Raw genomic sequence first — 25,319 nt, 5'->3', positions numbered from 1 at the left:
CACCACTCGGGGAGGTCCGTCCCGCGCTCACGGTCGGACCTTCGTGAGTGGTGGCTGGTCGCGCAGTTCCTCGCGCCCCTGACGGGTCCACAGGGCGTCAGTTATCCACAGCTTCAGGGGCGTTGCCGTATTCGTCCTTCCTTCCGGCGAACCTGGGACCACGGCGAACGGAAGGAGCCACCGATATGGAAGCGATCCGACTGGTCAGGGCCACTCGTCACGGCCTTGCTGAGGCGCGGAGCGTGCCCCACGTCCTGGGCGAAGCCTGGCAAGCGGGGGTGCTCACCGCTGCCGTCGCGCAGGCCGCGGCCCAGCGGTTCAGCGCGCAGGCGCTGGTCGGGGCCGGCTGTGGGCCCGCGGAGATCGCGCGGGCGCTCGTGGACGCGGGGCTGCACATGGCGGAGCTGGTCCAGCGTCCGCCCGACGAACCCGAGGAGGAACCCTTCGGCCGGTCCTCCAGACTCACCGAGCTCGGTGAACCGGGGCCCGTGCTCCGGGAGTTGCGGACGCTGGTGAACGAGAGCGCCGAGGCGCTGATCGTGCTGGCCTGTGGGGCGGACGAGCAGAGTCTGTACTGGCGCTGCATCGATTCCGTCGACGCCGCGGCCGAATGCCGGGACCTGCTCACCGAGTTGCTGCGGGCGACCGGCGAGGAGGCCGATCCGGAGCGGGCACGGGAGACCGAGGAGGACTACCGGGCCGCCGTGGTCGCGACCGCTTCCGTCACCCTCGATCCGCCTCCGGGTTGAGGGGGCTGACCGGGGCGTCCTCGATACCTGTCGCATGGCCGGTCAGGGGGGCCTGGAGGTCGGCGTCCAGCTGGGTCAGGTCGGCGTTGAGGGCGGCGAGCAGCTGCTCCATCTGCGCCAACAGGTGCTGCGGGCTCTCGGGCGCGAGCGGTGCCTCGGACATGCTGCGTGACCCTTCGGGGCGGGGCGGACAGGCCCGGTCGGGCTTGACCGGTCCCCAGCGCCCAACGCGCCCTCCGGTTCGGCGGTCACCGGTGATCACCCCATCGGGGCGAGTCGTTCACGCCGCCGGGGGAGCGGCNTCGCCGCTGTTGACCAGGGGCGACCGCCGCTGCCGACGACGTGACCGGCCGTCAGTTGTGCGCGTGCAGGTCGGCGTTGAGGCCGCCCCAGGAGCCGGAGCGAGCGATGACCTCGACCGCTCCGGTCTGCGAGTTGCGCCGGAACAGCAGGTTGCTCTGACCGGACAGCTCGACGGCCTTGGCGACGGCGCCGTCCGGAGTGGTGACCCGGGTGCCGGCCGTGACGTACAGGCCGGACTCGACCACGCAGTCGTCGCCGAGCGAGATGCCGATGCCCGCGTTGGCGCCGAGCAGGCAGCGCTGTCCCACCGAGACGACCTGCTTGCCGCCGCCGGAGAGGGTGCCCATGATCGACGCGCCGCCGCCGATGTCGCTGTGGTCCCCGACCAGGACACCCGCCGAGATACGACCCTCGACCATGGAGGTGCCCAGCGTGCCCGCGTTGAAGTTGACGAAGCCCTCGTGCATGACGGTGGTGCCCTCGGCCAGGTGCGCGCCCAGGCGTACCCGGTCGGCGTGGGCGATACGCACGCCCTTGGGAGCCACGTAGTCCGTCATCCGCGGGAACTTGTCGATGCCGAAGACGGCCAGCTGGCCGCCCTCCGCGCGCACGGCGAGGCGGGCGGCCTCGACGCGGTCCACCGGGGTCGGGCCGATGCTGGTCCAGGCGACGTTGGCCAGCAGGCCGAAGATGCCGTCGAGGTTCTGGCCGTGCGGCTTGACCAGCCGATGGCTGAGCAGGTGCAGACGCAGGTACACGTCGTGGGTGTCGGCCGGCTTCTCCTCCAGGGAGGCGATCACGGTGCGGACGGCGCCCACCTCGACGCCCCGGCGGGCGTCGCTGCGCAGTGCGCCGGCCACGGCGTCGCCGAGGGCGGCGGCGGCCTCCTCCGCGGTCAGCCGGGAGGTCCCGGCCGGTCCCGGCTCGGCGACGAGCTCGGGCGCGGGGAACCACGTGTCCAGCACGGTCCCGTCATCGGCGATGGTGGCCAGGCCGACGCCGACGGCGCCGCCCGCAGGGGTGGTCTCGGTGGCGGAGTTCGCAGTAGTCACGCCAGAAACCTAACCAATCGCCCGCCCCGCTGCCGAACCGCCCGCCGTTCGGACGGCTCGGGCCGCGCGCCGGGCCGCGGTCCGGGCCCCTCTCGGGTCCCGGCCCTGCCCCGGGCCCGGGCTCGACCAGGGTCTCGGGCCGGGACGCACCGGAGTGACCGGATCGGTCCGGCGCGGGACGTGATCAAGCCTGATGAAGGGTCAACTCGCCAGGTCAAACTAGGTGTCATGAATCGAGCACTGATCGTCGTCGATGTCCAGGAGTCCTTCCGTCAGCGTCCCGCCCAGTGGGCGACGACCAACAACCCGAAGATCGCGGAGCCGGTGAACCCGGCTGGTCGCCCTTGCCCGCTCCCGGGGAGACCTCGTGGTCTGGGTGCTGCACACCGAGCCCGGCACCGGTACGGTCTTCGACCCGGCCAACGGCCACGTCGCCCTCTTCGCCGAACTCGACCAGCCGCTGGACGGCGAGCCCATCCTCTACAAGACCAGCCACAACGCGTTCACGACCACCAACCTCCAGCAACTCCTCACCGAGCGCGGCGTCCGCGAGCTCGTCCTCTGCGGCATCCGGACCGAGCAGTGCGTCGAGACCACCACCCGTGTCGGCAGCGACCTGGGCTACTCCGCGATCTTCGTCACGGAGGCGACCGCCACCGACCCGATCGGCGAGCTGTCCGCCGAGGCGATCACCGAGCGCACCGAGGCTGTCCTGCGCGACCGCTTCGCCCGCATCGCGACCGTGGCCGAGCTCGAGGCGGAGCACGAGGCCGACGTGGCAGCATCGGCGGCGTGACCACCGTCGTCTTCGTCCTGCTGCCCGGAGTCCACCTGCTCGACCTCGGCGGCCCCGCCCAGGTCTTCTTCGCCGCCACGGACTTCGGACAGCACTACCGCCTGCGCTACGTCGCCGAGCAGCCCCAGGTGACCACCGCACAGGGGCTGCCGGTGACGGCGGAGACCGCGTGGCCCGAGCTGTCCGCGCAGGACCTGGTCGTGGTGCCCGGCTGGCGGGCGCTCACCCTGCGCGGCGGGCCTGGACTGTCCCAGGAGCTCGCCGACCGGCTCCGCGCCCACCATGCCGCGGGCGGCACCGTGGCCAGCGTCTGCGCCGGGGCGGAGGCCCTCGGCGCGGCCGGGCTGCTGGACGGGCGTCGCTGCACCACCCACCACGACCTCCAGGAGGAGCTGGCGCTGCGTCACCCCCGCGCGGTCGTCGTCCGGGACGTGCTGTGGACCACGGACAACCGGGTGGTCACCTCCGCTGGCATCGCCAGCGGCATCGACCTGGCCCTGCACCTGCTGGCGGTGCGTCACGGTCCGGCGCTCGCCGCCCAGGTGGCTCGGCAGATGGTGGTCTACGCCCGCCGCAACGGGGACGAGCCGCAGGCCAGCGCGATGCTGCGGTACCGCTCGCACCTGGACGACACCGTCCATCGTGCCCAGGACCTGATCGACAGCCGCTTCGCCGAGGCGTTGCCGCTGTCCCGGCTGGCCGCCGACCGATCCCGCCTCCACGGACCCCCGCTGACCGGCCCCCCGACCGATCCCGCCTCCACGGACCCTGCCGACCGGCCCCCGCTGACCGGGCCCCGCCGACCGGCGGGAACAGGTACCGGCCGAGGCAAAATCGGGGGCGGGGAAGCCGCAGCCCAGGTGATACTCGCCGGGTGTTCCTGACTGTCACCACCACCGGCACCGACCAGTGGCCCGCGACCGACCTCGGCTTCCTGCTGCACAAGCACCCCGACAAGGCGCAGGCCTTCAGCACCGCGCACGGCACCGCGCACGTCTTCTATCCCGAGGCGGATCCCGAACGGTGCACTGCGGCGCTGCTGTTGGAGGTGGACCCGGTCGGACTGGTCCGCCGGGGCCGGGGCAAGGGCCGGGGCGGCGCCCCGGACTACGCGCTGGCGCAGTACGTCAACGACCGTCCGTACGCCGCGTCCTCACTGCTCGCCGTGGCGCTCGCGGGCGTCTTCAAGAGCGCGTTGAAGGGGCGCTGCGACGCGCGCCCGGAGCTGGCTGCCACGCCGATCCCGCTGGCGATCGAGATTCCCACGCTGCCCGCCAAGTCCGGCGCGGACGGCGACGGGCCGGGGCTGGTCCGACGGCTGTTCGAGCCGCTCGGCTGGGATGTCGAGGCGGAGCCGATCCCGCTCGACGCGGCCTTTCCGCAGTGGGGCGACTCGCACTACGTCCGGCTGCGCCTGACGGGCCGTCAGCGACTGGGCGATGCGCTGAGCCAGCTGTACGTCCTGCTGCCGGTGCTCGACGACGCCAAGCACTACTGGGTAGCGCCGGACGAGGTGGACAAGCTGCTCCAGCGCGGCGCGGGCTGGCTCGCCACCCACCCCGAGCACGCCCTGATCACCCGCCGCTACCTGTCCCGCCGCTGGTCCCTGGCGCGCGAGGCCATGCGTCAGTTGGAGCTCGCCCGGCTGGCCGAGACGGACGACGTCGAGGTCGAGGAACTCGACAACGCCGTCCCGCAGGACACCGCCCCTGAGCAGCAGGAGCCCGACTTCGAGGCCGCGGCTGGGGCCGGAGCGGAGGTCAAGGAGGCGGAGGTCGAGGAGGCGGTGGCCAAGGAGACCGAGGCCAAGGCCGTGCCGCTCGCCGTGCAGCGGCGGGAGGCGATCGCGGCCGCGCTGCGCGCGGCCGGTGCCGCCCGCGTGCTGGACCTGGGCTGCGGCGAGGGCAGCCTGATCGCCGAGTTGCTGAAGGACCCGGCCTTCACCCAGGTCACCGGAGTCGAGGTGTCGGCCCGGGCGCTGATGGTCGCCAAGCGGCGGCTGCGCCTGGACCGGATGACGGAGCGTCAGGCCGCCCGGGTGAAGCTGCTGCAGGGCGCGCTCACCTACACCGACGACCGACTCAAGGGCTACGACGCGGCCGTCCTCTCCGAGGTGGTCGAGCACGTGGACCCGCCCCGGCTGCCGGCGCTCGAGTACGCCGTCCTTGGGGCGGCCCAGCCCCGCACCGTCGTCGTGACGACGCCCAACGTCGAGTACAACGTGCGCTGGGAGTGGCTGCCCGCCGGTCAGGTCCGGCACGCGGACCACCGGTTCGAGTGGACCCGGGCCGAGTTCCGCGACTGGGCGGCGCAGGCGGCCGAGAACTACGGCTACACCGTCGCCTTCGCGCCCGTCGGCCCGGAGGACCCCGAGGTGGGGGCGCCCACCCAGATGGCAGTGTTCACCAAGCAGGAGACCAAGCAGGAGCAGGAGGCTGACGCCCGATGAGCGGCGACGACCGCACCCCCGCCCGGACCCTGGCCGTGCCCGACCTGTCCCTGGTCGTGCTCGTCGGCACCACCGGTTCGGGCAAGTCCACCTTCGCGGCCAAGCACTTCCTGCCCACCCAGGTCGTCTCCTCCGACGCCTGCCGCGGCCTGGTCAGCGACGACCCCAACGACCAGTCCGCCACCCCCGACGCCTTCGACCTGCTCCACTACATCGCCGGCAAGCGCCTGGCAGCCGGCAGGCTCACCGTGGTGGACGCCACCAACGTCCAGCAGGAGGCCCGCCGCCAACTGGTGCAGCTGGCACGGGAGCACGACGTGCTGCCGGTCGCCGTCGTGCTCGACCTGCCGCCCGCCGTCTGCGCCGCGCGCAACGCGCTCAAGCCCGACCGCCGGGACTTCCCGCCGCACGTCCTCCAGCGCCAGCAGCGCGAACTGCGCCGCAGCATCCGGAACCTGGAGCGCGAGGGCTTCCGCAAGGTGCACGTGCTGCGGACCGAGGCCGAGGTGGACGCCGCCGAGATCGTCACCGAGAAGCGCTACAACGACCTGCGGCACCTCACCGGGCCCTTCGACATCGTCGGCGACGTCCACGGCTGCCGTGCCGAGCTGGTCACGCTGCTGGAGACCCTGGGCTACACCGTCACCCGGGACGCCGACGGCCGGGCCGTGGACGCCGCGCACCCGGACGGCCGCACCGCCGTCTTCGTCGGCGACCTGGTCGACCGCGGCCCGGACACGCCGGGCGTGCTGCGCCTGGTGATGGGCATGGTCGCCGCCGGGCACGCCCTCTGCGTCCCCGGCAACCACGAGAACAAGCTCGGACGCGCCCTGGCGGGGCGGAAGGTGACGGTCAGTCACGGCCTCGCCGAGTCGCTGGAGCAGCTGGCGGCGGAGCCGCCGGAGTTCGTGCGGCAGGTCCGCGACTTCATCGAGGGCCTGGTCAGCCACTACCTGCTCGACGACGGCAAGCTGGTGGTCTGCCACGCCGGCCTGCCGGAGAAGTACCACGGCCGCACCTCCGGCCGGGTCCGCTCGTTCGCGCTCTACGGCGACACGACCGGGGAGACCGACGAGTACGGGCTGCCGGTCCGCTACCCCTGGGCGGAGGAGTACCGGGGTCGGGCGCTGGTCGTCTACGGCCACACGCCGACCCCCGTCGCGTCCTTCCTGAACAACACCATCTGCCTGGACACCGGATGCGTCTTCGGCGGGGCGATGACCGCGCTGCGCTACCCGGAGCGCGAGCTGGTCCGGGTCGAGGCCGAGCAGCAGTGGTACGAGCCGGTGCGCCCGCTGGCCACCGACGCGCCCGGCGGGCGCGAGGGCCGGCCGCTCGCGCTGACCGACGTGGCCGGCAAGCGGATCGTGGAGACCCGCAACGCCGGACGCATCGCCGTGCGCGAGGAGAACGCCGCGGCGGCGCTGGAGGTGATGAGCCGCTTCGCCGTCGACCCGCGGCTGTTGCCGTACCTGCCGCCGACCATGTCCCCGGTCGCCACCTCACAGCGCGAGGGCTACCTCGAGTACCCGGACGAGGCCTTCGCCGCCTACCGCGCGGACGGGGTGCGCGAGGTGGTCTGCGAGGAGAAGCACATGGGCTCGCGGGCCGTGGTCCTGGTCGCCCGGGACGAGGCCGCGGTCGAGAAGCGCTTCGGCGTGCCCACGGGCGGAGAGATCTGGACCCGTACCGGTCGCGCCTTCCTCGACGACGCGGCCGTGCGCGAGGGCGTCCTGGCCGCGCTGCGGACCGCCGCCGAGCGGGCCGGGCTCTTCGAGGAGCTGGACAGCGACTGGCTGCTGCTCGACTGCGAGCTGCTGCCCTGGTCGCTCAAGTCCGCGGGGCTGCTGCGCCGCCAGTACGCCGCGGTCGGCGCGGCCTCGGGGGCGGTCCTCCCGCCGGCCCTCGCCGCGCTCGCGGCGGCGGCCGAACGGGGCGTGGACGTCAGCGAGCTGACGGAGCGACAGGCCGGCCGGGCCGCGGACGCCGCGGCCTTCACCGAGGCCTACCGCCGCTACTGCTGGCCGGTGGACGGGTTGGACGGCATCCGGCTGGCACCCTTCCAGGTGCTCGCCGCCGAGGGCGCCAACCTGGCCGTGCGCCCGCACGACCGGCACCTGGCCTGGATCGACCGGTTGGTGGAGGCCGACGGGTCGGGGCTGCTGCAGAGCACCCGCCGGCTCCTGGTGGACACCGAGGATCCGGAGTCCTGTGCGGCGGCCGCCCGTTGGTGGGAGGAGCTGACGGCGCGCGGTGGCGAGGGCATGGTGGTCAAGCCGCTGGCCTCGCTGGCGCGCACCGAGTCCGGGCGGCTGGTGCAGCCCGGCGTCAAGGTCCGCGGGCGCGAGTACCTGCGCATCATCTACGGTCCGGACTACACCCGCCCGGAGCACCTCGCCCGGCTGCGCGACCGTTCCCTCGGCCACAAGCGCTCGCTCGCGCTGCGCGAGTACGCGCTGGGCGTCGAGGCGCTGGACCGGCTGGCGGAGGGGGAGCCGCTGTGGCGTGTCCACGAAGCGGTCTTCGCCGTCCTCGCGCTGGAGTCCGAGCCTGTCGACCCGCGGCTCTGACCCCTCGGGACTCCCACCCGCAACCGCCCTGAACCAAGAAGGCACTGATGCACTATCGGATCCACCGCATCCAGCCCGGCGACTGGGAACTGCTCCGCGACATCCGGCTGCGGATGCTCAAGGACACCCCGGTCGCCTTCGGCGAGCGCTACGACGACGCGCTCAACCGCACCGTCCAGGAATGGGAGCGGCGCGCCGCGCGCAACACCGCGCCGGGCAACACCGGCTATGCGGCGGTCCACGTCCCCACCGGCCAGTGGGTCGGTCACATGCGGGCCGACCTCGACGTGGACGACCCCACGCTCGCCTGGCTGATGGGCGTGTGGGTGCAGCCGGAGCACCGCGGCCGCGCGGCCGGGGTCACCGACCTGCTGCTGGACGCGTGCGTGGCCTGGGCCACGGAGCAGCCGGGCATGCGGGCCATGCTGCTGGAGGTGCACGAGTCCAACGCACGGGCCATCGCGGCGTACGCCCGCCGCGGCTTCGTGCCCACCGGCCGGCGGTCGCCGTACGCCCTGCTGCCCGGGACCGACGAAATCGAGATGCGACTCCCGCTCTCTGCATAGTCATGCTAGCTTCTGCATAGTCACTATGAAGAGGAGAGGAGCGGAGTCATGCCCTACAACCTGCGCAACCGCAGCTTCCTGAAGGAGCTGGACTTCACGGCCGAGGAGTTCCGCTTCCTGCTGGAGCTCTCCGCCCAGCTGAAGGCGGCGAAGTACGCGGGAACCGAGCAGCCGCGGCTGGCGGGCAAGAACATCGCGCTCCTCTTCGAGAAGAACTCCACCCGCACCCGCTGCGCCTTCGAGGTCGCCGCGGCCGACCAGGGCGCGCGCACCGTCTACCTGGACCCGGCGGGCTCGCACCTCGGCAGCAAGGAGTCCGTCAAGGACAGCGCCCGGGTGCTGGGCCGGATGTTCGACGGCATCGAGTACCGGGGCCACGGCCAGGAGATCGTCGAGGAGCTGGCCGCCCACGCCGGCGTCCCGGTCTGGAACGGGCTGACCGACGAGTGGCACCCGACCCAGATGCTGGCCGACTTCCTCACGGTCCAGGAGCACAGCGGCAAGCCGCTGCGCGAGATCGCCCTCGCCTACCTCGGCGACGCCCGCAACAACATGGGCAACTCCCTGCTGGTCACCGGCGCCCTGCTGGGCATCGACATCCGCATCGTCGCCCCCCGGGAGCTGTGGCCGACGGAGGAGGTCCGTGCCGCCGCCCAGGCCCTGGCCGCCGAGAGCGGCGCCCGGATCACCCTCACCGAGGACGCGGACGGCGGCGTGGCCGGCGCGGACTTCCTCTACACCGACGTCTGGGTCTCCATGGGCGAGCCCAAGGAGGTCTGGGCCGAGCGCATCAAGCTGCTGACGCCGTACCAGATCTCCATGGACACGATCCGCGCCACCGGCAACCCGGACGTCAAGTTCCTCCACTGCCTCCCGGCCTTCCACGACCTCGGCACCGAGGTCGCCCGCCAGCTCCACGCCACCACGGGCATGACGGAACTGGAAGTCACCGACGAGGTTTTCGAGTCCAGGCACTCCATCGTCTTCGACCAGGCCGAGAACCGCCTGCACACCATCAAGGCCGTGATGGTCGCGACGCTGGGCAGCTGACGCCCCGACAGGGCCGGGTCAGCGCCTGCGCCTTCGCGTCGTCGAGCCGCCGCCCGTGCTGCTGCCTCCTGTGGTGCCGCCGGTGCCGCTTCGGCGGGGGGGCCGCACCGGGGCCGGGGCCGGGAACACGGTTCTCCGTCGGGTCCGGGTCGGTGTCGGGGTGGGTCGGCAGACCGGCAGGGGTGAGGCGGTCGTGCTCGCGGAGGCGCCGGGGCTCGGGCTGGGGCCCGAAGTGGCGCTCGGCGTCGGGGAGTCGACGGGGCGACACGTCGGGGTCGGAGGGGTGGCGGGGGCGCCGCCGTCATCGCCGTAGCCGGCGTCCGTGAAGGACGGATCCGTGGTGTCCGCGGCGCAGCCGGCCAGGGCGAGGAGCCCGGCGCCGGTGAGGACGGCGGACAGCAGGGCGCGGCGCGTGACAGGCATGGTCGGTCGGTCCCCCGTGAGACGTGGTACGTACGTGCGGTCGAGCGACGTGCAGCATAGGGGCTCAGGCCGTGGCGCGGCGCGCCCTTTCGCCGAGGGCGCGCACCCGGTCGACCAGGGCCGGCGGGCCGTGGACCTCGAAGTCGCAGCCCAGCGTGAGCAGTCGGACCGCCGCCCAGTCCAGGTTGTCGGACTCGATCCGCAGGCGGCAGGACCCCTCGTCCACCGGCTCGAGGTGCGCTGCCGCAGCGCCCAGTCTCCGGCGCAGCTCGTCCGCTGGGGCATGCAGGGTCACGTCCGTGGCGACGGTCGGGGACAGGCCGCGCAGCTTGTCGCGGACGAAGGCCGCGGAGTCCTCGGCGGGGAGCACCCGGGCCGTGGCGCGTCCGCCGGTCGCCTGAGGGTCCGTCACCCGGTCCACCCGGAACAGCCGCCAGTCGTCCCGGTCCAGGTCCCAGGCCACCAGGTACCAGCGGCGTCCGGTGGCCACCAGCCGCTGCGGCTCGACATGGCGGCGCGACTCCGCGGCGTCCCAGGCCTGGTAGCCGAAGCGGAGCCGCTCGTGGTTGGCGACGGCCCCGGCGATGACCGTGAGCGTCCCCGGATCGACCTGCGGTCCGCCGCCCGTCAGCGTCTCCACCGCCGAGCCCAACGCCCCGACCCGGTACCGGAGTCGGGACGGCAGCACCTGCTCCAGCTTGGTCAGCGCCCGCAACGAGGCCTCCTCGATGCCGCCGACCGCACTGCCGGCCGCCGCGCGCAGGCCCACCGCGATGGCGACCGCCTCCTCGTCGTCCAACAGCAGCGGCGGCAGCGCCTTCCCGGCGACCAGCCGGTAGCCGCCGACCGCACCCATCGTGGCCTCGACCGGGTAGCCCAGCTCCCGCAGCCGCTCGATGTCGCGGCGGACCGTGCGCCCGGAGACGCCGAGCCGTTCGGCGAGTTCGCTGCCGGGCCACTCGCGCGGGGTCTGCAGCAGGGAGAGCAGCTGGAGCAGCCGTGCCGGGGTGTCCGTCGTCATGGAAGACAGAATGCCGGAGAACTAGGACATGATCTGTCCTACTGCCCTCCTAACGTCGGAGACCGAGACGGAAGAGGACGGGAGAGGCACATGCAGAAGCGCTGGCTGGCCCTGGCGGTCGTGATGACCGCCAGCTTCATGGACCTGGTGGACGCCACCATCGTCAACATCGCGATCCCGAGCCTGCAGCGGGACCTGCACGCGGGATTCAGCTCGATCCAATGGATCACAGCGGGTTATGCCCTGGCGTTCGCCATCGGTCTGATCACCGGCGGACGGCTGGGCGACATCCACGGCCGCAAGCGGGTCTTCCTGCTCGGCGCCGCCGGCTTCACGCTCGCCTCGGCGCTGTGCGGCTTCGCGGTGAACCCGGAGATGCTCGTCGCCACCCGGCTGCTGCAGGGCGGCGCGGCGGCGCTGATGGTGCCTCAGGTGCTGGCCATCATCCACGCGACCTTCGACGCGGAGGAGCGCGGCAAGGTCTTCGGCCTCTTCGGGGCGATGATCGGCCTGGGCGCGGTGACCGGCCCGCTGCTGGGCGCGCTGCTGACGCAGTGGAACCTCTTCGGCCTGGAGTGGCGGCCGATCTTCCTGATCAACCTGCCTGTCGGCCTGGCGGCAGTGGTGCTGGGCCGGGCCTGGATCACCGAGTCCAAGGCGCCGCAGGCGCTGCGGCTGGACCTGCTGGGCGTGGCGCTGGCCTCGATCGGCCTGTTCCTGGTGCTGTTCCCGCTGGTTCAGGGCAAGGAGAACGGCTGGCCGCTGTGGGGCTGGGGCATGGTGGCCGCGGGGACGGCGGTGCTGGCCGGCTTCCTGCGCTGGGAGCGGGTGAAGACCGCCCGTGACGGCTCACCGCTGGTGGAGCTGAGCCTGTTCCGGGTCCGCAGCTTCGCGGCGGGCATCGCGGTGCAGCTCACCTTCGGTGTGATCACCGGGATCTTCTTCCTGACCTGGACGCTCTACCTGCAGTTCGGACTCGGCTGGACCCCGCTGCACGCCGGCCTGACGGGCCTTCCGTTCTCGGTGGCGTGCAGCGCGGCGGCGGGCATGTCGGTGCAGTTCCTCGTCCCGAGGTTCGGCCGGCGCACGCTGCAGGCGGGCGCGGTGGTGATGGCCCTGGGCGCGGTGCTCTACCTGGCGGAGGCGCTGCGCTACGGCACGGGCATCCACAGCTGGCAGATGATCGCCCCGCTGGCGGTCCTCGGCGCGGGCATGGGCCTGGTCTTCGCCCCGCTGACCGACGCGGTGCTGAGCGGCGTCCCGACACGGCACGCGGGCTCGGCGTCGGGGCTGATCAACACCACGATGCAGTTGGGGAACGCGTTCGGACTGGCACTGGTGTCGGTGGTCTTCACCGGCTCCACGCTGGTGGGCGCCTTCGCCCACACCCTGTGGTGGCTGACGGGAGCGCTGGTGCCGCTGGTGCCGGTCATGGCCCTGCTGCCCCGGCGCGCCGTGCAGCACGCGGAGACCGGAGCGGCGGCGGGCGTCGCTGCCGAGACGGAGGAAGCGGTTCTCGTCTGACCTTCCGTCGCAACTCCCTTCAGGGGCGCTGGGGATACCCCCGGCCGGAGGCTGGGGGAGGACTGCGCGAGCAACCCACCACCCGGGGAGGTCCGACCCCATGTGCGGGACGGACCTCCCCGGCTGGTGGGTCGCTCGCGCAGTTTCCCAGCGCCCCTGACGGGCGGCTGCGCCGCCAGAGCGGTGGTGCAAGTTGAGTATCCGGACTCATGACGGGCTGTCAGCTGCCGTCCCACCCTGGGGGCATGACTGTGCATCCCGTTCCGGGGAAGCCCGGGTTCGCGGCTCGGGCGCGGCAGCGCGCGCTGCGGGTCGCGGCGCCCGCGCTGACCGCGACGTACCGGGTCTACCGCTGCCACCCGGCGGTCTGGCGGTGGATGGCGCGGAACTACCGCCCGTGGATGGGCGGCTTCGCCGCCCTGCACGCGTGGATGACGTGCCAGTTCGCCGCGTTGGACGTGCCGGCCTACCGCGTCCACCTGTTCCGGAACGGCTGGCGCTTCCAGTGGTTCCGGCTCGCTTCCTATCCGCCCACCGACAAGCTCGGCTATGTCAAGGAGTACCCGGAGGAGGACCGCTGCTGGAAGGGGCGGACCGCGATCGCGGGCAGCGTGGTGGACGAGTCCTCCGGCAGCAGCGGGACTCCGTACAACTGGGTGCGCGGCAAGCGGGAGCTGGACACCGTCCACCGCAATGTCGCCGGGTACACGTCGCTGGTCTTCCCCTCCCGGCGGCTGTTCGTGGTCAACGCCTACTCGATGGGCGCCTGGGCGACCGGCACCAACACCGGGATCGCCATGGCCCGGATCGCCACCGTCAAGAACACCGGTCCCGACCTGGAGAAGATCGTCGACACGCTGCGGCACTTCGGTCCGCGCTACGACTACCTGGTCACCGCCTACCCGCCGTTCCTCAAGCACCTGCGCGACCGGCTGGTCCACGAACCGTGGTTCCGGGGGTACCGGATGGCGGCCATGGTCGGCGGTGAGGGCATGACCGAGGCGCTGCGCGACTACGTCGGGGACGTGTTCTCCAAGGTCCGCTCGGGCTACGGGGCTTCGGACCTCACGATCGGGATGGGCGGGGAGACCACGTTCACCGTCTGGCTGCGCCGCCTGATGCGCGCGGACCCGGAGGTCCGTGCGGTCTTTCTGGGGGAGGGCGAGCAGCGGCTGCCGATGGTCTTCCAGTTCAACCCGCTGGAGACGTACCTGGAGACGCTGCCGGACACCCGGGAGCTGCTCTGCACCATCAACTCGACCGCTGTGCTCGCTCCCAAGCTGCGCTACAACATCGGGGACGAGGCCGCGCTGATGGACTTCCCCGACGCCTGGGCGCGGCTGGAGCGACTGGCCGCCGCGCGGCCCGGGCTGCTGGACCGGGCGCGGCAGGTGCAGAACCGCGAGCGGATGCAGCTGCCCCTGCTGTTCCTGTTCGGACGGGCCGACTCGACCGTCTCCTACATGGGCGCCAACCTCTACCCGCAGGACGTCGAGTACGGGCTCTACCAGGACAACCCGTTCGCGGACTCGCTGGAGGGCTTCCGGCTGGCCCTCGCCGAGTCGGCGGACCTCGAGGTGCGTCCCGTCGTCCATCTCCAACTGCGCGAGGGAGCGTCCCTGTCCGACGAGGAGCGCGACCGGCTGGCCGCGGTCTGTCGCGACGGCGTGCTGCGCCATCTGGCGCAGAGCAGCCGGGACTTCGCGCAGTCGCTGGCCGAGGACCCGGGCGCCGGCGAGCTCCGGGTCGAGGTGCACGACCACGGCGCCGGGCCCTTCGCGCACGGTGGCGCCCGGATCAAGAACACCTATCTGCAGAAGGACTGACGCCCATGCGCAGCAGGGATTTCAGCCTCACCCCGCCGCCGGGCCCGGCGGGCGCGATGTTCGTCGGGGCGACGCGCTACGCGAGCCCGCTCGCGGTGCTGACCCTGGGCCCGCGCTGGTTCCGGATGGTCCGTCAGATGCGCCGGATGCGCGGCTACGTCTGGCACAGGGTCTACTACCGGGCCCCGTTGACGCTGGGCACGATCGCCTTCTTCACCGACCGCGAGGAGCTGCTCAAGTTCGCCCGCAGCCGCGAGCACGCCGAGCTGGTCTGCTGGCTGACGGACACGGGCCGGAAGAAGGCGACGGCGGGCTGGATCCGCATCTACACCGCGGAGGAAGAGGGCTACACCAACGGCCGGTGGCGGGCGGAGGACGGCGCGCTCGGGCACGTCGGGACCTGGGCACCGCTGGCGGCGGAGACGGAACCCCGCCCGGTGAAGCACTACTTCGGCGGGACCCGGTGACCGCCTGGACCGAGCGTTTCCGGGAGCTGGAGCCGGACTGGACCCGGGCCCCGAGCGCCCACAACACCCAGCCGTGGACGGTGGACTACGCCGCCGACGAGGTGGTCCTCGGCTGGGACCGGGCGCGGGAGCTGCCGGCGGGGGACCCGGACCGGCGCGACCTCTTCCTGTCGCTGGGGGCCTTCCTGGAGACCTGCCTGATCGTCGCGGCGGACGCGGGACTGCGCGTGCGTCCCGAAGTAGAGCTCCGGGAGCGGCAGTTCGCGCGCCTGCTCGCTGCGGCCGAGGTCTATCCGACCCCGTACACGCGGGCGACGGTCCGGGCCCGGGGCTGCGTGCGCGGGGCCCTGCGGCATCCCGGGGCGGTGCCGGGCGTCCCCGGCGCGGAGGGCAGGCTGGTGGAACTCTCCTCGACGCAGCTCCGGGGCCAGGCGGCCACGGCGGACCGGTGGCTGTTCTCGTCCGGGCCGGTGGTCCGGGAACTCCGCGCGTGGCTCCGGCTGACCCCGCGCCACCCGCGCTATGACCAGGACGGGCTGACGGATCGTTGCCTCGGGCTGTCCCGCCTCGAAGCGGTCGGCCTGCGGGCGGTGCTCGCCCTGCGCCTGAACCGCCCGCTGGCGCCGCTGCTCGCGGCGTCCGGTGGGGCGGTGCTGGAGCCGGAGCATCCGGTCCTGGTGTTCACGGGGGAGGCGGCCGGGCCCGAGGCGTTGATCGGGGCCGGGCGGGAACTCGTCCGGATCTGGTACGGGCTCACCCAGGAGGGCCTCGCCGTACACCCCTGCAGCCAGCTGATCGACTGCCCGCGGACGGCCGCCGCGCTCCGGGACCGGCTGGGCGCCACGCCGCTCGCCGTCTTCCGGGTGGGGCGCCCGGCCGCCCCCGCGCCCCGCTCGGCGCGGCGACAGCTCCGACCGGCCGGGTACCGGCCGGGCCGGACAGCTCCCTAGTGCCGTGTCCGGACAGGTCCACCACCGCAACCCGGCGAACCTGTCCGGACACGGCACCACGGCCTGGCCGACGGATCTTTCCGGATCAGCCCGCGTCGTTCCACCCCTTCGGGCGGGAGGTGCCCCAGGCGCGGCCGGATCCATGGCGGCGGGGCGTCCTCGTGCTGGACGTGCTTGGGCGTTTCGCCAACGCAGGGTGGGGGCACCTCCCGGCCGGAGGCTGGGGGAGGCCGTGTCAGGCGGCGCGGGCCCGGGAAGATCCTCCGGACAGGCTCCAGCGGGGCCAGCTGGCCAGGAGTTCGAGGAGATCGTGGCCTCCTTCGAGGAGGTCGTCGAGTTCCGCCGGCTCTTCGGCCGTCCCGACTACTTCCTCCGCGTCGAGGTGGCCGACCACGCCGCGTATGAGGCGTTCGCGACGACCAAGTTGAGCGGCCTGCCCGGGGTGCTCCGGATGACCTCGCACCTGACCATGGAGAAGATCAAGACGGACGGCTGAGCCGCCCGCCCCAACGGATGGGGTGCCCTGCGTCGCCGTGCGGGCGCAGATGCACTAGGGTGTTATCTCGACATCAAGATATCTGCCGGTACACTCGGCCGTGATCGCGTGGGCTACGCGTACCAGAACACGAAACAGGGAGACAGTCGTGTCCGCGAACAGCTTCGACGCCCGCAGCTCGCTGCAGGTGGGCGACGAATCGTACGAGATCTTCAAGCTCGACAAGGTCGAGGGCTCCGCCCGCCTTCCCTACAGCCTGAAGATCCTGCTGGAGAACCTGCTCCGCACCGAGGACGGCGCCAACATCACCGCCGACCACATCCGCGCGCTGGGCGGCTGGGACCCGACCGCCCAGCCGAGCCAGGAGATCCAGTTCACGCCCGCCCGCGTGATCATGCAGGACTTCACCGGCGTCCCCTGCGTCGTGGACCTCGCCACCATGCGTGAGGCCGTGAAGGAGCTCGGCGGCGACCCGTCCCGGATCAACCCGCTGGCCCCGGCCGAGATGGTCATCGACCACTCCGTCATCGCCGACAAGTTCGGCACCAAGGACGCGTTCACCCAGAACGTCGAGATCGAGTACGGCCGCAACAAGGAGCGCTACCAGTTCCTGCGCTGGGGCCAGACCGCGTTCGACGAGTTCAAGGTCGTCCCGCCGGGCACCGGCATCGTCCACCAGGTCAACATCGAGTACCTGGCCCGCACCATCATGGTCCGCAACGGCCAGGCCTACCCCGACACCTGCGTCGGCACCGACTCGCACACCACCATGGTCAACGGCCTCGGCGTGCTGGGCTGGGGCGTCGGCGGCATCGAGGCCGAGGCAGCGATGCTGGGCCAGCCGGTCTCCATGCTGATCCCGCGCGTGGTCGGTTTCAAGCTCACCGGCCAGCTGCCGGAGGGCGCCACCGCCACCGACCTGGTGCTCACCATCACCGAGATGCTGCGCAAGCACGGTGTGGTCGGCAAGTTCGTCGAGTTCTACGGCGAGGGCGTCGGCTCGGTGCCGCTGGCCAACCGCGCCACCCTGGGCAACATGTCGCCGGAGTTCGGCTCGACCTGCGCGATCTTCCCGATCGACGGAGAGACCGTCAACTACCTGCGCCTGACCGGCCGTTCGGAGCAGCAGCTGGCGCTGGTCGAGGCCTACGCCAAGGAGCAGGGCCTCTGGCACGACCCGTCGCACGAGCCGGTCTACTCCGAGTACATCGAGCTGGACCTGGCCTCGGTCGTCCCGTCCATCGCCGGCCCGAAGCGCCCGCAGGACCGCGTGATCCTGTCCGAGGCCGCCGACCGCTTCCGCGAGTCGGTGCGCGACTACCTGCCGACCGTGGACGAGGCGGGCGAGGAGTCCTTCCCGGCCTCCGACGCGCCGGCCAACAGCAACGGCATCCACCACCCCGTCAAGGTCACCGGCGCCGACGGCACCGTCTACGACCTGGACAACGGCGCGGTCGTGATCGCCTCGATCACCTCCTGCACCAACACCTCCAATCCCTCCGTCATGCTGGGCGCCGCCCTGCTGGCGAAGAAGGCCGTGGAGAAGGGCCTGCACGCCAAGCCCTGGGTCAAGACCACCCTGGCCCCCGGGTCCAAGGTCGTCATGGACTACTACGAGAAGGCCGGCCTGCTCCCCTACATGGAGAAGCTGGGCTTCAACCTGGTCGGCTACGGCTGCGTCACCTGCATCGGCAACTCCGGCCCGCTGCCGGAGGAGGTCTCCAAGGCCGTCAACGACCACGACCTCGCCGTGGTCTCGGTGCTGTCCGGCAACCGCAACTTCGAGGGCCGGATCAACCCCGACGTCAAGATGAACTACCTGGCGTCCCCGCCGCTGGTCGTCGCTTACGCGATCGCGGGCAACATGAACGTCGACATCACGCGCGACCCGCTGGGCGTCGACTCCGAGGGCAACCCGGTCTTCCTGCACGACATCTGGCCGTCGGAGCAGGAGGTGGCCGACACCATCGCCGCCTCGATCGACCAGGACATGTTCGCCAAGGACTACGCGGACGTCTTCGCCGGCGACCACCGCTGGCAGTCGCTGCAGGTGCCGACCGGCAACACCTTCGAGTGGGACCCGGAGTCCACCTACGTCCGCAAGCCCCCGTACTTCGAGGGCATGGCCAAGGAGCCGAGCCCGGTCTCCGACATCACCGGCGCCCGGGTGCTGGCCAAGCTGGGCGACTCGGTCACCACCGATCACATCTCGCCCGCCGGCAACATCAAGGACGGCACGCCGGCCGCCGAGTACCTCAAGGCCCACGGCGTCGAGAAGCGCGACTTCAACAGCTACGGCTCGCGCCGCGGCAACCACGAGGTCATGATCCGCGGCACCTTCGCCAACATCCGCCTGCGCAACCAGATCGCGCCCGGCACCGAGGGCGGCTACACCCGCGACTTCACGCAGGAGGGCGGCCCGGTCTCCTTCATCTACGACGCCTCGCAGAACTACCAGGCCGCGGGCACCCCGCTGGTCGTCCTGGCCGGCAAGGAGTACGGCTCGGGCTCGTCCCGCGACTGGGCGGCCAAGGGCACCGCGCTGCTCGGCGTCAAGGCCGTCATCGCCGAGTCCTACGAGCGCATCCACCGCTCGAACCTGATCGGCATGGGCGTGCTGCCGCTGCAGTTCCCCGAGGGCCAGAACGCCGACAGCCTCGGCCTCACCGGTGAGGAGACCTTCTCCATCACCGGCGTGACCGAGCTGAACGAGGGCCGCACCCCGGCCACCGTCAAGGTGACCACCGACTCGGGCAAGGAGTTCGACGCGGTCGTCCGCATCGACACCCCCGGTGAGGCGGACTACTACCGCAACGGCGGCATCCTGCAGTACGTGCTGCGCTCGCTGATCAAGTAAGCGCGCAGCCCTTCGCGGCGGGCCGCACCTGCTCACCCCACGGTGAGCGGGTGCGGCCCGTCCTGCATCTCCGGCAACTCCCGTCCGTAGTCCGGGAGTTCGACCGCCTCCGCGCCCTTGGTGGTGAGCCGGTCGAAGAAGCCGCTGAGCAGGCGGCCGCAGAGCAGCTTGTAGATCCGGTTGCGCTGCTTGAGCTTCTTCGCGGTGGGCGGGGCCAGGAACGGCCCGGCGTTGGAGCCCTGCTTCTGACAGGTCTTCACGTATGGGCGCATCAGCTCCTCGTAGCGGGCGAAGGCGGCCCGGTGGTCGCCGGAGTGGCGGGCCAGCTCGCCGGCCAGGATGTACGCCCCGACGACGGCCAGCCCGTTCCCCATCCCGCCGGGAGCCGGGGCCCAGGCGGCGTCGCCGAGCAGCACGACCCGGCCGGAGGACCAGCGGTCCATGACGATCTGGCTGATGGAGTCGAAGTAGAAGTCCTCGGCCCGGTCCATGGCGTCGAGCACGGCGGGCACCTGCCAGCCGAGGCCCTGGAAGTGCTCGCGGACGAGCCGCTGCTGCTGCTCCTGGTCGCGGTAGTCGTAGGCCAGGCCGGGGGAGTGGAACACCAGCATGGCCCCGTCCTTGCCCAAGGTGTTCGACAGCCCGACCATCCGCCCCGGCACGTTCCACAGCACACCGCTGTCGCGCAGTCCGAGGTCGTTGGGCGCGGAGAAGGTGGAGACGAAGTACCCGGAGTCCCGCCGGAACTCCCGCTCCTCGCCGAAGACCAGACGGCGTGTCATGGAGTGCATGCCGTCGGCGCCGACAACGAGGTCGAACTCCTGGCTCTCGCCGCTCTCGAACGTCGCCGTCACTCCGTCGGCGTGCTCGGCCAGGCTCCGCACCGAGTCCCCGAAGACGTAGCGCGCGTGGGGCAGGCTGGCCTCGTACAGCACCCGGGCCAGGTCGCCCCGGTTGACCTCCAACTCCCCGCTCATGAACGAGGCGGGCAGCCGCAGCAGCTCCCAGCCCTCGGCGTCGACCAGCACCTGCTCCCCCATGTCCGTGGCGTGGGCCCGCAGTTGGTCGAGCACCCCCATCCGCTCCAGCACGGTGCGGTGCACCCGCCCTCGGTAGTCCACGGCGGACCCACCGGTCCGCAGCTCCGCCGCCCGCTCGACGACGGTGACGTCGTACCCGTACCGCCCGAGCCACAGGGCGAGCGCCGGCCCGGCGATACTGGCCCCGGAGATGAGGACCCGGAGCTGCTTGTTGTTCTGCGAGGAAGAAGAATCCGTGTTCGTCATGCCGTCAGCGTCGGCGCGACCGCTGACCGGCTGCTGACCGCGCGCTGACTGACGAAGGACGGCGGGCGTGGACGCCTGCGCCGCCCCCGGTTCCGTTACCTGGCCGAACGTTGGCCCTGTTCGCCGAGGAGACGGACGCTCGGATCCTCTCCGCCTCTCTGGATGTCCACCTGCCCAGGCACGACCTGCTCTACGACCAGGAGATCGCGTCGGGCGCGCGCTGCCGCACATCGATGCGGGGGCGGATAGCGGCCACCCCGTCGCGTTCCCTCAACCCGGTGTGCTCTGGGCGGACTTCACCCGAGCGAGGGCGAGCGAACCGTAGTCGCCGACCTGGAGCCGGGACTTCGTCGGCCGGATGGTCGCCCTGGCCCGCCGGGCGGCCAGTGCCGTGTCCGGGCAGGTCCACCGGTTGCGGTGTCCGGTGGTGGGGGCACCCTCGGCCGAAGGCTGGGGGAGTGCCGTGCCGGGCGCCGCAACACGATGGACCTAGTCGGGCCACGGCACTGGCTGAGCCCGAGGCAGCGAAGTGACGGCACCTCAGGCCAGTTGCCTGTGCATGACGATGCACGGGCGTCCGTGCTGCACGTCCCTGCGGCGGGCGATCTCCCGCCAGCCCAGAGCGGTCCAGAAGGCCAGGGCGGAAGGGTTGTTCTCCAGGACGGCGAGGCGCAGGCCACCGGAGGGATGGGTGCGGAAGCGCTCCTCGGCGAGAACTGCGAGCCCACGGCCGAGGCCCTGGCCGTGCAGGTCGCCGTGGACGAGAAGCAGGCCGATCCAGGGGTGGCCGTCGCGGGGGTGCTCGGGGAGCAGGCAGAGCAGACCCACGATCCGGCCGTCCGGGTCCCGGGCCAGCAGGACCTCGGACTGCTCGGCTTCCTCCCGCAGGTCGGCCTCGACCTGGTCGGCCCGGACCTCGTCGGGGTCGTACTCGCCCGAGGCACGGCAGTAGCCGGGGTTGGTCCGGTACAGGTCGACCACGGCGGAGATCTCGTCGGGGGTGAACACGGCCGGGGCGAGGGCGAGTCGAGGCATGAGCGGCAGGGTAGCGGCCGGGGCGCGGTCGTCACCCGTCGGGACCTGAGCCAGCTTCGAGCGGCATGCGCGGGCTGGTTCGATGGTGTGCGCGTGTGCGAGCGCACGGGCGCCGAGAAGGCGTCGGCCGCGGCGACGCTACGGATCGGCACGTCCGGTTGCCGTCCGTGCGCCGTCCGTGCACCTGGACGCGACCTACTGCAGAGCGCGTGCCGAGCACCACCTCGCGGCCGCCGTCCTGTGTGGTCCCTGGCCACCGTTTCCGGCAGCGGACAGCCCAGGGCGTCAGGGTCCGCCGAGGCGGCTGGTGGCAGCTGTCGCGCTCGGGCACATGGGGCCACTGGGATACGTGAGCTGCTGTTCGTCTGGTTATTCGAAAACTTGTTCCTATACTGGAGGGGTGAACAGCAGCGCTTCCGTTCCGCCCGGCTGGCCTCCGCAGGTGCGGCCGCCAGGGGCTCCGCAGTGGGAGGAGAGCGCCCGGAACTGGCTCTACGACCAGGTGCCGGGCGAGTGGCGGCGGTACGAGGTACTGCAGCGGCATCCGCTGCTGCTGGCCCGGAACGTCCGCTACCACGTGGAGGGGGCGATCAACGGGCATCGGCTGGGCTACTCGCGGGCGCGGGTGGAGACCGCGGACCACATCGAGCCGCCCACGCTCCAGCAGCTGCTGGAGGCGGACGCGCGCGAGGGCGCCCGATTGGTCGCCCTCGCGCGTCAGGTGCGGCTGGTGGAGGACGCCCTGCAGGGCGTCAGATGGGTGCCGCGGCTGTGAGGTCGGTGAGACCGCCGCGGGTCACTCGGTGGGCAGGCCGTTGGGGCGCATCAGCCGCCACAGCAGCGGGAGGCTGAGCAGCGTCGTCGCCAGCACCACGCCCGCGCCGACGGCGAGGAGCCACAGCGTCCCGGTCCAGTCGTAGACCAGTTGCGCCCCGGTGATCGCGCCGAGGACGCCGCCGACCAGGTGGCCGAAGGCGACGGCCAGGGCCAGGCCCAGCACGATCGGGACCGTGCTCTGCCAGAGCACCGACAGACCCAGCGTCGATCGCCGCGTCCCGAAGGCCACCAGCACCGACAACAGCCGCCTGCGCTCCCGGAGTTGCTCCAGTGTGGTGAGCAGCAGGCTCAGCCCCACCAGCACCATGGTCAGCACCGCGCCGATGGTGACCCCGCGACGGATCATGGTGTACTTCCGGTCCACGGTGTAGTCGCGCAGCGTCATGACCTGGATCAGCGGGTCCGCCGCCGCGGCCATGGTGCGGAGCTGCTCGAGGGTGGTTGCGGCCGTGGCCGGGTCCAGATCGAGCAGCGTGTCCACCCCCGAGTCGACCCGGTCGAAGGGCAGGGCCTGCGGGGTGGCCAGCAGTCCGGAGCGGGTGGCGCCGTCCGGGGCGGTCAGCGCCGCGGCCTGCTTCATTCCCGCCGGGACGGTCCACAGCAGGCCGCCCTTGCCATCGGAGCCCAGGTCCACCCGGTCGCCCGGGTGCACCGCGGGCACCGGGTCCTGCGTGCCGCCCGGCACGTAGTAGACCGCGCCGGGGGAGCAGTCCGCGATCCGGGCGAGGTGGGCCAGCGTGGTGCAGTCGGCGACGGTCACCGGCAGGCCGCTGTCGTTCTCGCCGCGCCCCTGGAGCGTGCCCCAGTGGTCCGCGAAGGTCAGCGCGTTGCGGACGCCGGGGGCGTGGGCGAGCCGCTGACCCAGCGCCAGCCCGGCAGCGGTCTGCCCTTGGGCGGCGACGACGCTGACCTGGCTCTGGTTCAGGTCCGCGCCGGTCCCCTTGCGGAAGTCGCCCAGCACCGTGCCGAACAGCGTCTGCAGCGCGATCGTCCCGGCCACCGCCACGGTGATGCCGCTGACCGCGCGGGCCGCGCTGCCGGTGGAGAGCTGCAGCCGGCGGCTGCCCAGCTGCACCGGCAGGGGGCCCTGGCCGAGCAGCCGGACCACGCGTTCGACCAGCCAGGGCAGCACCGCCGTCACCCCGACCAGCACCAGGGCCACTCCGCTCGCCACCATCGTCAGGTTCGTCCGCTCGGTGAGCCCGTGCAGCGCGGGCAGCAGCAGGGCCAGCCCCGCGCAGGGCAGCAGCACCCGCCACCACAGCCGCCGCCGGGGCGGCGCGGCGTTGCGGACCACGCCGAGCGGTTCGATGGCGACACCGCGCAGCGCGAACTGCGTGCCGAGCAGCGCCAGCGCCGGAACGGCCAGCACGATCAGCGCCGCCAAACCGGCGTTGGGCACCAGGTCGGAGCCGTAGACGTCGGTGCGCAGCACCGCGATGCCGGAAGCGATCTGACGGCCCGCCAGGAAGAAGGCGAAGCCCAGCAGCACGCCCCCCGCCGCGCCGACCATGCTCTCCCCGGCGGTGATCCGGTGCACGCCGGGCCGGTCGACCCCGACCAGGCGCAGTGCGGCCAACCGCCGGTCCCGGCGCTCGCCGCCGACCCGGGCGGCGGTGCCGATCAGGATGCCGATGGGCAGCAGCACCACCACGACGCCGACGGTCAGCAGCATGGTGAGCAGGATGCTCAGGTCGGTCGGGCCGACGTGGCCGCCGATGCTGTTCGTCCGGTAGACCCCGCCCTGACCCGCCGTCAGTTTCCCGTCGCCGGCGTAGTAGTAGAGCTCGCCGGGGCCGAGCAGTCCGGCGTGGCCGATGGCGCCGGCGACCCGGTAGGGGATGCGCTCGCGCAGCAGCGTGTTGCGCGGGTCGGCCAGGAGCTTGAGCAGGGCGGGCGAGGCGTACATCTCGCCGTCCCGGGGCCAGGCGGGCAGTCCGGGGGCGACGCGGACGTGGGCGCCCTCGGGCCTGACCAGCTCGCCGGTGACGTCCTGCCCGTACCAGCCCGAGCGCACCTCGCCGACCAGCAGCGTGTCGTCGCCCGGCCGGTCCAGGGCGGCGCCGTAGTACGTGAGGTCCCGCTCGGCGCTGCGGACGTTGCGCTGGTGCAGCAGGTGCGGCACGGAGGTGGCGAGCAGCAGCAGGGCGACGCCGAGCCCGACGCCCACGGCGGTGAGCACGGTGCGTGCCCAGCCCTCGCGGCCGCTGAGCGCGAAGCGCGCGCCGAGGCCGAGGTCGCGCAGCCAGACCTGGGTGCGGGCGGCGCTCATGCGATCACCGGCGACGTCGTCGCCCGGCCGTCGCGGACCACGACCTCGCGGTCCGACCAGGCCGCGACCCGGGCCTCGTGGGTGACCAGGACCACCGCGGCCGAGGTGTCCCGGGCGGCGGCGGTGAGCAGCTGCATCACCCGCTCGCCGTTGAGCGAGTCCAGCGCGCCGGTGGGCTCGTCCGCGAAGACCACCCGCGGCCGGGTCGCCAGCGAACGGGCGATGGCGACCCGCTGGCCCTGGCCGCCGGAGACCTCGCCGGGGCGCTTCGCCGCCAGCTCGCGGACCTCCAGCCGGTCCAGCCACTCAGCGGCCCGCGCCTCGGCCTCGCGGCGCTTGGCCCCGGCCAGCCGCAGCGGCAGGGCGACGTTCTCCAGGCAGGTCAACTCCGGTACCAGCTGGCCGAACTGGAAGACGAAGCCGAAGTCGCTGCGGCGCAGCGCGCTGCGCCTGGCGTCGGAGAGATCGGAGAGCACCTGGCCGGCGTACTGGACCGCGCCCGAGTCGGGCTTCACGATCCCGGCCAGGCAGTGCAGCAGGGTGGACTTGCCGGAGCCGGAAGGGCCCATGACGGCCACGATCTCCCCGGCGGAGATGGCGAAGTCGGCCCCGGCGAGCGCCGGGGTGGGGCCGTAGGACTTGTGCAGTCCGGCGGCGGACAGCAGCGGCGTCGCGGTCACCGGGCCACCTCCGCGGCGAGCTGGTCCAGCCGCGCGGCGGTGAGCTCCAGCCAGCGCAGGTCCGCCTCCAGATGGAACAGCGCGTGGTCGCAGACCAGTTGGTCGGCCAG

General features: G+C 72.4%; 21 protein-coding genes and 2 pseudogenes. 15 read left to right on the top strand and 8 right to left on the bottom strand.

From position 1 onward, the window contains the following. Nucleotides 1-185 precede the first annotated feature (185 nt). Complete coding sequence (locus ACFP3V_RS23040) at nucleotides 186-749, top strand: DUF6099 family protein (RefSeq protein WP_380586614.1); 564 nt, start codon at nucleotides 186-188, stop codon at nucleotides 747-749. Here ACFP3V_RS23040 and ACFP3V_RS23035 read toward each other — a convergent pair. Both ACFP3V_RS23035 and dapD read right to left on the bottom strand, forming a co-directional pair. Then, a complete protein-coding gene (locus ACFP3V_RS23035; RefSeq protein WP_380586611.1) occupies nucleotides 724-912 on the bottom strand; it encodes a hypothetical protein in 189 nt (62 codons plus the stop codon). The two genes, ACFP3V_RS23040 and ACFP3V_RS23035, sit on opposite strands and share 26 nt — an antisense overlap. Nucleotides 913-1,102: 190 nt before the next feature. Beyond that, nucleotides 1,103-2,104 carry a 2,3,4,5-tetrahydropyridine-2,6-dicarboxylate N-succinyltransferase gene (gene dapD, locus ACFP3V_RS23030; protein ID WP_380586608.1) on the bottom strand — a complete coding sequence of 334 codons (1,002 nt, stop codon included), beginning with the start codon at nucleotides 2,102-2,104 and terminating at the stop codon, nucleotides 1,103-1,105. Between the two features lie 228 nt (nucleotides 2,105-2,332). Between dapD and ACFP3V_RS23025 the strand changes: the two are divergent. The 6 genes and pseudogenes from ACFP3V_RS23025 to argF all read left to right on the top strand — a co-directional run bounded on the left by ACFP3V_RS23025 (nucleotide 2,333) and on the right by argF (nucleotide 9,535). Continuing rightward, a pseudogene (locus tag ACFP3V_RS23025) lies at nucleotides 2,333-2,900 on the top strand (cysteine hydrolase family protein). Continuing rightward, on the top strand, nucleotides 2,897-3,784 hold the full coding sequence (locus ACFP3V_RS23020; RefSeq protein ID WP_380586605.1) for a GlxA family transcriptional regulator: 888 nt from the start codon (nucleotides 2,897-2,899) through the stop codon (nucleotides 3,782-3,784). Before ACFP3V_RS23025 ends, ACFP3V_RS23020 begins: the two are co-directional and overlap by 4 nt. Beyond that, complete coding sequence (locus ACFP3V_RS23015; protein WP_380586602.1) at nucleotides 3,775-5,349, top strand: 3' terminal RNA ribose 2'-O-methyltransferase Hen1; 1,575 nt, start codon at nucleotides 3,775-3,777, stop codon at nucleotides 5,347-5,349. Before ACFP3V_RS23020 ends, ACFP3V_RS23015 begins: the two co-directional genes overlap by 10 nt. Next, nucleotides 5,346-7,919, top strand: a complete 2,574-nt coding sequence (locus ACFP3V_RS23010; RefSeq protein WP_380586599.1) for a polynucleotide kinase-phosphatase — start codon at nucleotides 5,346-5,348, stop codon at nucleotides 7,917-7,919. Before ACFP3V_RS23015 ends, ACFP3V_RS23010 begins: the two co-directional genes overlap by 4 nt. 47 nt (nucleotides 7,920-7,966) lie before the next feature. Then, the gene (locus ACFP3V_RS23005; protein ID WP_380586596.1) at nucleotides 7,967-8,485 is read left to right on the top strand and encodes a GNAT family N-acetyltransferase; all 519 of its coding nucleotides are present in this window, start codon (nucleotides 7,967-7,969) and stop codon (nucleotides 8,483-8,485) included. Between the two features lie 48 nt (nucleotides 8,486-8,533). Then, entirely contained in the window at nucleotides 8,534-9,535 is a 1,002-nt protein-coding gene (gene argF / locus ACFP3V_RS23000; RefSeq protein ID WP_380586593.1) for an ornithine carbamoyltransferase, read from the top strand. A gap of 487 nt (nucleotides 9,536-10,022) precedes the next feature. On the opposite strand, the gene ACFP3V_RS22995 is transcribed toward argF, so the two are convergent. Beyond that, a complete protein-coding gene (locus ACFP3V_RS22995; RefSeq protein WP_380586590.1) occupies nucleotides 10,023-10,979 on the bottom strand; it encodes a helix-turn-helix transcriptional regulator in 957 nt (318 codons plus the stop codon). 90 nt (nucleotides 10,980-11,069) lie between these two features. On the opposite strand from ACFP3V_RS22995, the gene ACFP3V_RS22990 reads away from it, so the two are divergent. The 6 genes from ACFP3V_RS22990 to acnA all read left to right on the top strand — a co-directional run bounded on the left by ACFP3V_RS22990 (nucleotide 11,070) and on the right by acnA (nucleotide 19,099). Further along, nucleotides 11,070-12,503, top strand: coding sequence for an MFS transporter (locus tag ACFP3V_RS22990; protein ID WP_380586587.1), 1,434 nt, complete (start codon nucleotides 11,070-11,072; stop codon nucleotides 12,501-12,503). A 245-nt stretch (nucleotides 12,504-12,748) separates the two neighbouring features. Next, nucleotides 12,749-14,329 (top strand): phenylacetate--CoA ligase family protein, encoded by a 1,581-nt coding sequence (locus ACFP3V_RS22985; protein WP_380586585.1) that lies wholly within the window; start codon nucleotides 12,749-12,751, stop codon nucleotides 14,327-14,329. 5 nt (nucleotides 14,330-14,334) lie between these two features. Beyond that, a complete protein-coding gene (locus tag ACFP3V_RS22980) occupies nucleotides 14,335-14,796 on the top strand; it encodes a monooxygenase family protein (protein ID WP_380586582.1) in 462 nt (153 codons plus the stop codon). Continuing rightward, nucleotides 14,793-15,746, top strand: a complete 954-nt coding sequence (locus tag ACFP3V_RS22975; RefSeq protein WP_380586579.1) for a nitroreductase family protein — start codon at nucleotides 14,793-14,795, stop codon at nucleotides 15,744-15,746. Before ACFP3V_RS22980 ends, ACFP3V_RS22975 begins: the two co-directional genes overlap by 4 nt. A gap of 142 nt (nucleotides 15,747-15,888) precedes the next feature. Next, complete coding sequence (locus tag ACFP3V_RS22970; RefSeq protein ID WP_380586576.1) at nucleotides 15,889-16,242, top strand: Lrp/AsnC ligand binding domain-containing protein; 354 nt, start codon at nucleotides 15,889-15,891, stop codon at nucleotides 16,240-16,242. A gap of 148 nt (nucleotides 16,243-16,390) precedes the next feature. After that, nucleotides 16,391-19,099 carry an aconitate hydratase AcnA gene (acnA, locus tag ACFP3V_RS22965; RefSeq protein ID WP_380586574.1) on the top strand — a complete coding sequence of 903 codons (2,709 nt, stop codon included), beginning with the start codon at nucleotides 16,391-16,393 and terminating at the stop codon, nucleotides 19,097-19,099. Between the two features lie 32 nt (nucleotides 19,100-19,131). On the opposite strand, the gene ACFP3V_RS22960 is transcribed toward acnA, so the two are convergent. After that, nucleotides 19,132-20,385, bottom strand: a complete 1,254-nt coding sequence (locus ACFP3V_RS22960) for an FAD-dependent monooxygenase (RefSeq protein WP_380586571.1) — start codon at nucleotides 20,383-20,385, stop codon at nucleotides 19,132-19,134. A 110-nt stretch (nucleotides 20,386-20,495) separates the two neighbouring features. Here ACFP3V_RS22960 and ACFP3V_RS22955 point away from each other — a divergent pair, with 110 nt between their 5' ends. Then, nucleotides 20,496-20,918, top strand: a complete 423-nt coding sequence (locus tag ACFP3V_RS22955; RefSeq protein ID WP_380586568.1) for a hypothetical protein — start codon at nucleotides 20,496-20,498, stop codon at nucleotides 20,916-20,918. 7 nt (nucleotides 20,919-20,925) lie between these two features. On the opposite strand, the gene ACFP3V_RS22950 is transcribed toward ACFP3V_RS22955, so the two are convergent. Beyond that, nucleotides 20,926-21,420, bottom strand: coding sequence for a GNAT family N-acetyltransferase (locus ACFP3V_RS22950; RefSeq protein WP_380586565.1), 495 nt, complete (start codon nucleotides 21,418-21,420; stop codon nucleotides 20,926-20,928). A 400-nt stretch (nucleotides 21,421-21,820) separates the two neighbouring features. Between ACFP3V_RS22950 and ACFP3V_RS22945 the strand changes: the two genes are divergently transcribed. Further along, nucleotides 21,821-22,195, top strand: a complete 375-nt coding sequence (locus ACFP3V_RS22945; protein ID WP_380586562.1) for a hypothetical protein — start codon at nucleotides 21,821-21,823, stop codon at nucleotides 22,193-22,195. 21 nt (nucleotides 22,196-22,216) lie between these two features. Here the strand turns inward: ACFP3V_RS22945 and ACFP3V_RS22940 are convergent, their stop codons facing one another. The 3 genes and pseudogenes from ACFP3V_RS22940 to ACFP3V_RS22930 form a co-directional block, all read right to left on the bottom strand. After that, a complete protein-coding gene (locus ACFP3V_RS22940; RefSeq protein WP_380586559.1) occupies nucleotides 22,217-24,529 on the bottom strand; it encodes an FtsX-like permease family protein in 2,313 nt (770 codons plus the stop codon). After that, the gene (locus ACFP3V_RS22935; protein WP_380586557.1) at nucleotides 24,526-25,209 is read right to left on the bottom strand and encodes an ABC transporter ATP-binding protein; all 684 of its coding nucleotides are present in this window, start codon (nucleotides 25,207-25,209) and stop codon (nucleotides 24,526-24,528) included. The genes ACFP3V_RS22940 and ACFP3V_RS22935 overlap by 4 nt, the downstream gene beginning before the upstream one ends. Next, nucleotides 25,206-25,319, bottom strand: a pseudogene (locus ACFP3V_RS22930) (PadR family transcriptional regulator); the annotation flags it as partial. The gene ACFP3V_RS22935 and the pseudogene ACFP3V_RS22930, both read right to left, overlap by 4 nt.

Origin of the sequence: Streptacidiphilus monticola (assembly GCF_042658505.1) — a bacterium.
Taxonomy (GTDB): domain Bacteria; phylum Actinomycetota; class Actinomycetes; order Streptomycetales; family Streptomycetaceae; genus Streptacidiphilus; species Streptacidiphilus monticola.
The sequence above is the reverse complement of the archived record's forward strand: the minus strand, read 5'-3'. Positions and strand labels throughout refer to the sequence as shown.

What these genes read in the sequence shown, in the direction of transcription:
- ACFP3V_RS23040 (WP_380586614.1), top strand. Translation starts at nt 186, where the DNA reads ATGGAAGCGATCCGACTGGTCAGGGCCACTCGTCACGGCCTTGCTGAG.
- ACFP3V_RS23035 (WP_380586611.1), bottom strand. Translation starts at nt 912, where the DNA reads ATGTCCGAGGCACCGCTCGCGCCCGAGAGCCCGCAGCACCTGTTGGCG.
- ACFP3V_RS23010 (WP_380586599.1), top strand. Translation starts at nt 5,346, where the DNA reads ATGAGCGGCGACGACCGCACCCCCGCCCGGACCCTGGCCGTGCCCGAC.
- ACFP3V_RS23005 (WP_380586596.1), top strand. Translation starts at nt 7,967, where the DNA reads ATGCACTATCGGATCCACCGCATCCAGCCCGGCGACTGGGAACTGCTC.
- argF (WP_380586593.1), top strand. Translation starts at nt 8,534, where the DNA reads ATGCCCTACAACCTGCGCAACCGCAGCTTCCTGAAGGAGCTGGACTTC.
- ACFP3V_RS22995 (WP_380586590.1), bottom strand. Translation starts at nt 10,979, where the DNA reads ATGACGACGGACACCCCGGCACGGCTGCTCCAGCTGCTCTCCCTGCTG.
- ACFP3V_RS22990 (WP_380586587.1), top strand. Translation starts at nt 11,070, where the DNA reads ATGCAGAAGCGCTGGCTGGCCCTGGCGGTCGTGATGACCGCCAGCTTC.
- ACFP3V_RS22985 (WP_380586585.1), top strand. Translation starts at nt 12,749, where the DNA reads ATGACTGTGCATCCCGTTCCGGGGAAGCCCGGGTTCGCGGCTCGGGCG.
- ACFP3V_RS22980 (WP_380586582.1), top strand. Translation starts at nt 14,335, where the DNA reads ATGCGCAGCAGGGATTTCAGCCTCACCCCGCCGCCGGGCCCGGCGGGC.
- ACFP3V_RS22970 (WP_380586576.1), top strand. Translation starts at nt 15,889, where the DNA reads ATGGCGGCGGGGCGTCCTCGTGCTGGACGTGCTTGGGCGTTTCGCCAA.
- ACFP3V_RS22960 (WP_380586571.1), bottom strand. Translation starts at nt 20,385, where the DNA reads ATGACGAACACGGATTCTTCTTCCTCGCAGAACAACAAGCAGCTCCGG.
- ACFP3V_RS22950 (WP_380586565.1), bottom strand. Translation starts at nt 21,420, where the DNA reads ATGCCTCGACTCGCCCTCGCCCCGGCCGTGTTCACCCCCGACGAGATC.
- ACFP3V_RS22940 (WP_380586559.1), bottom strand. Translation starts at nt 24,529, where the DNA reads ATGAGCGCCGCCCGCACCCAGGTCTGGCTGCGCGACCTCGGCCTCGGC.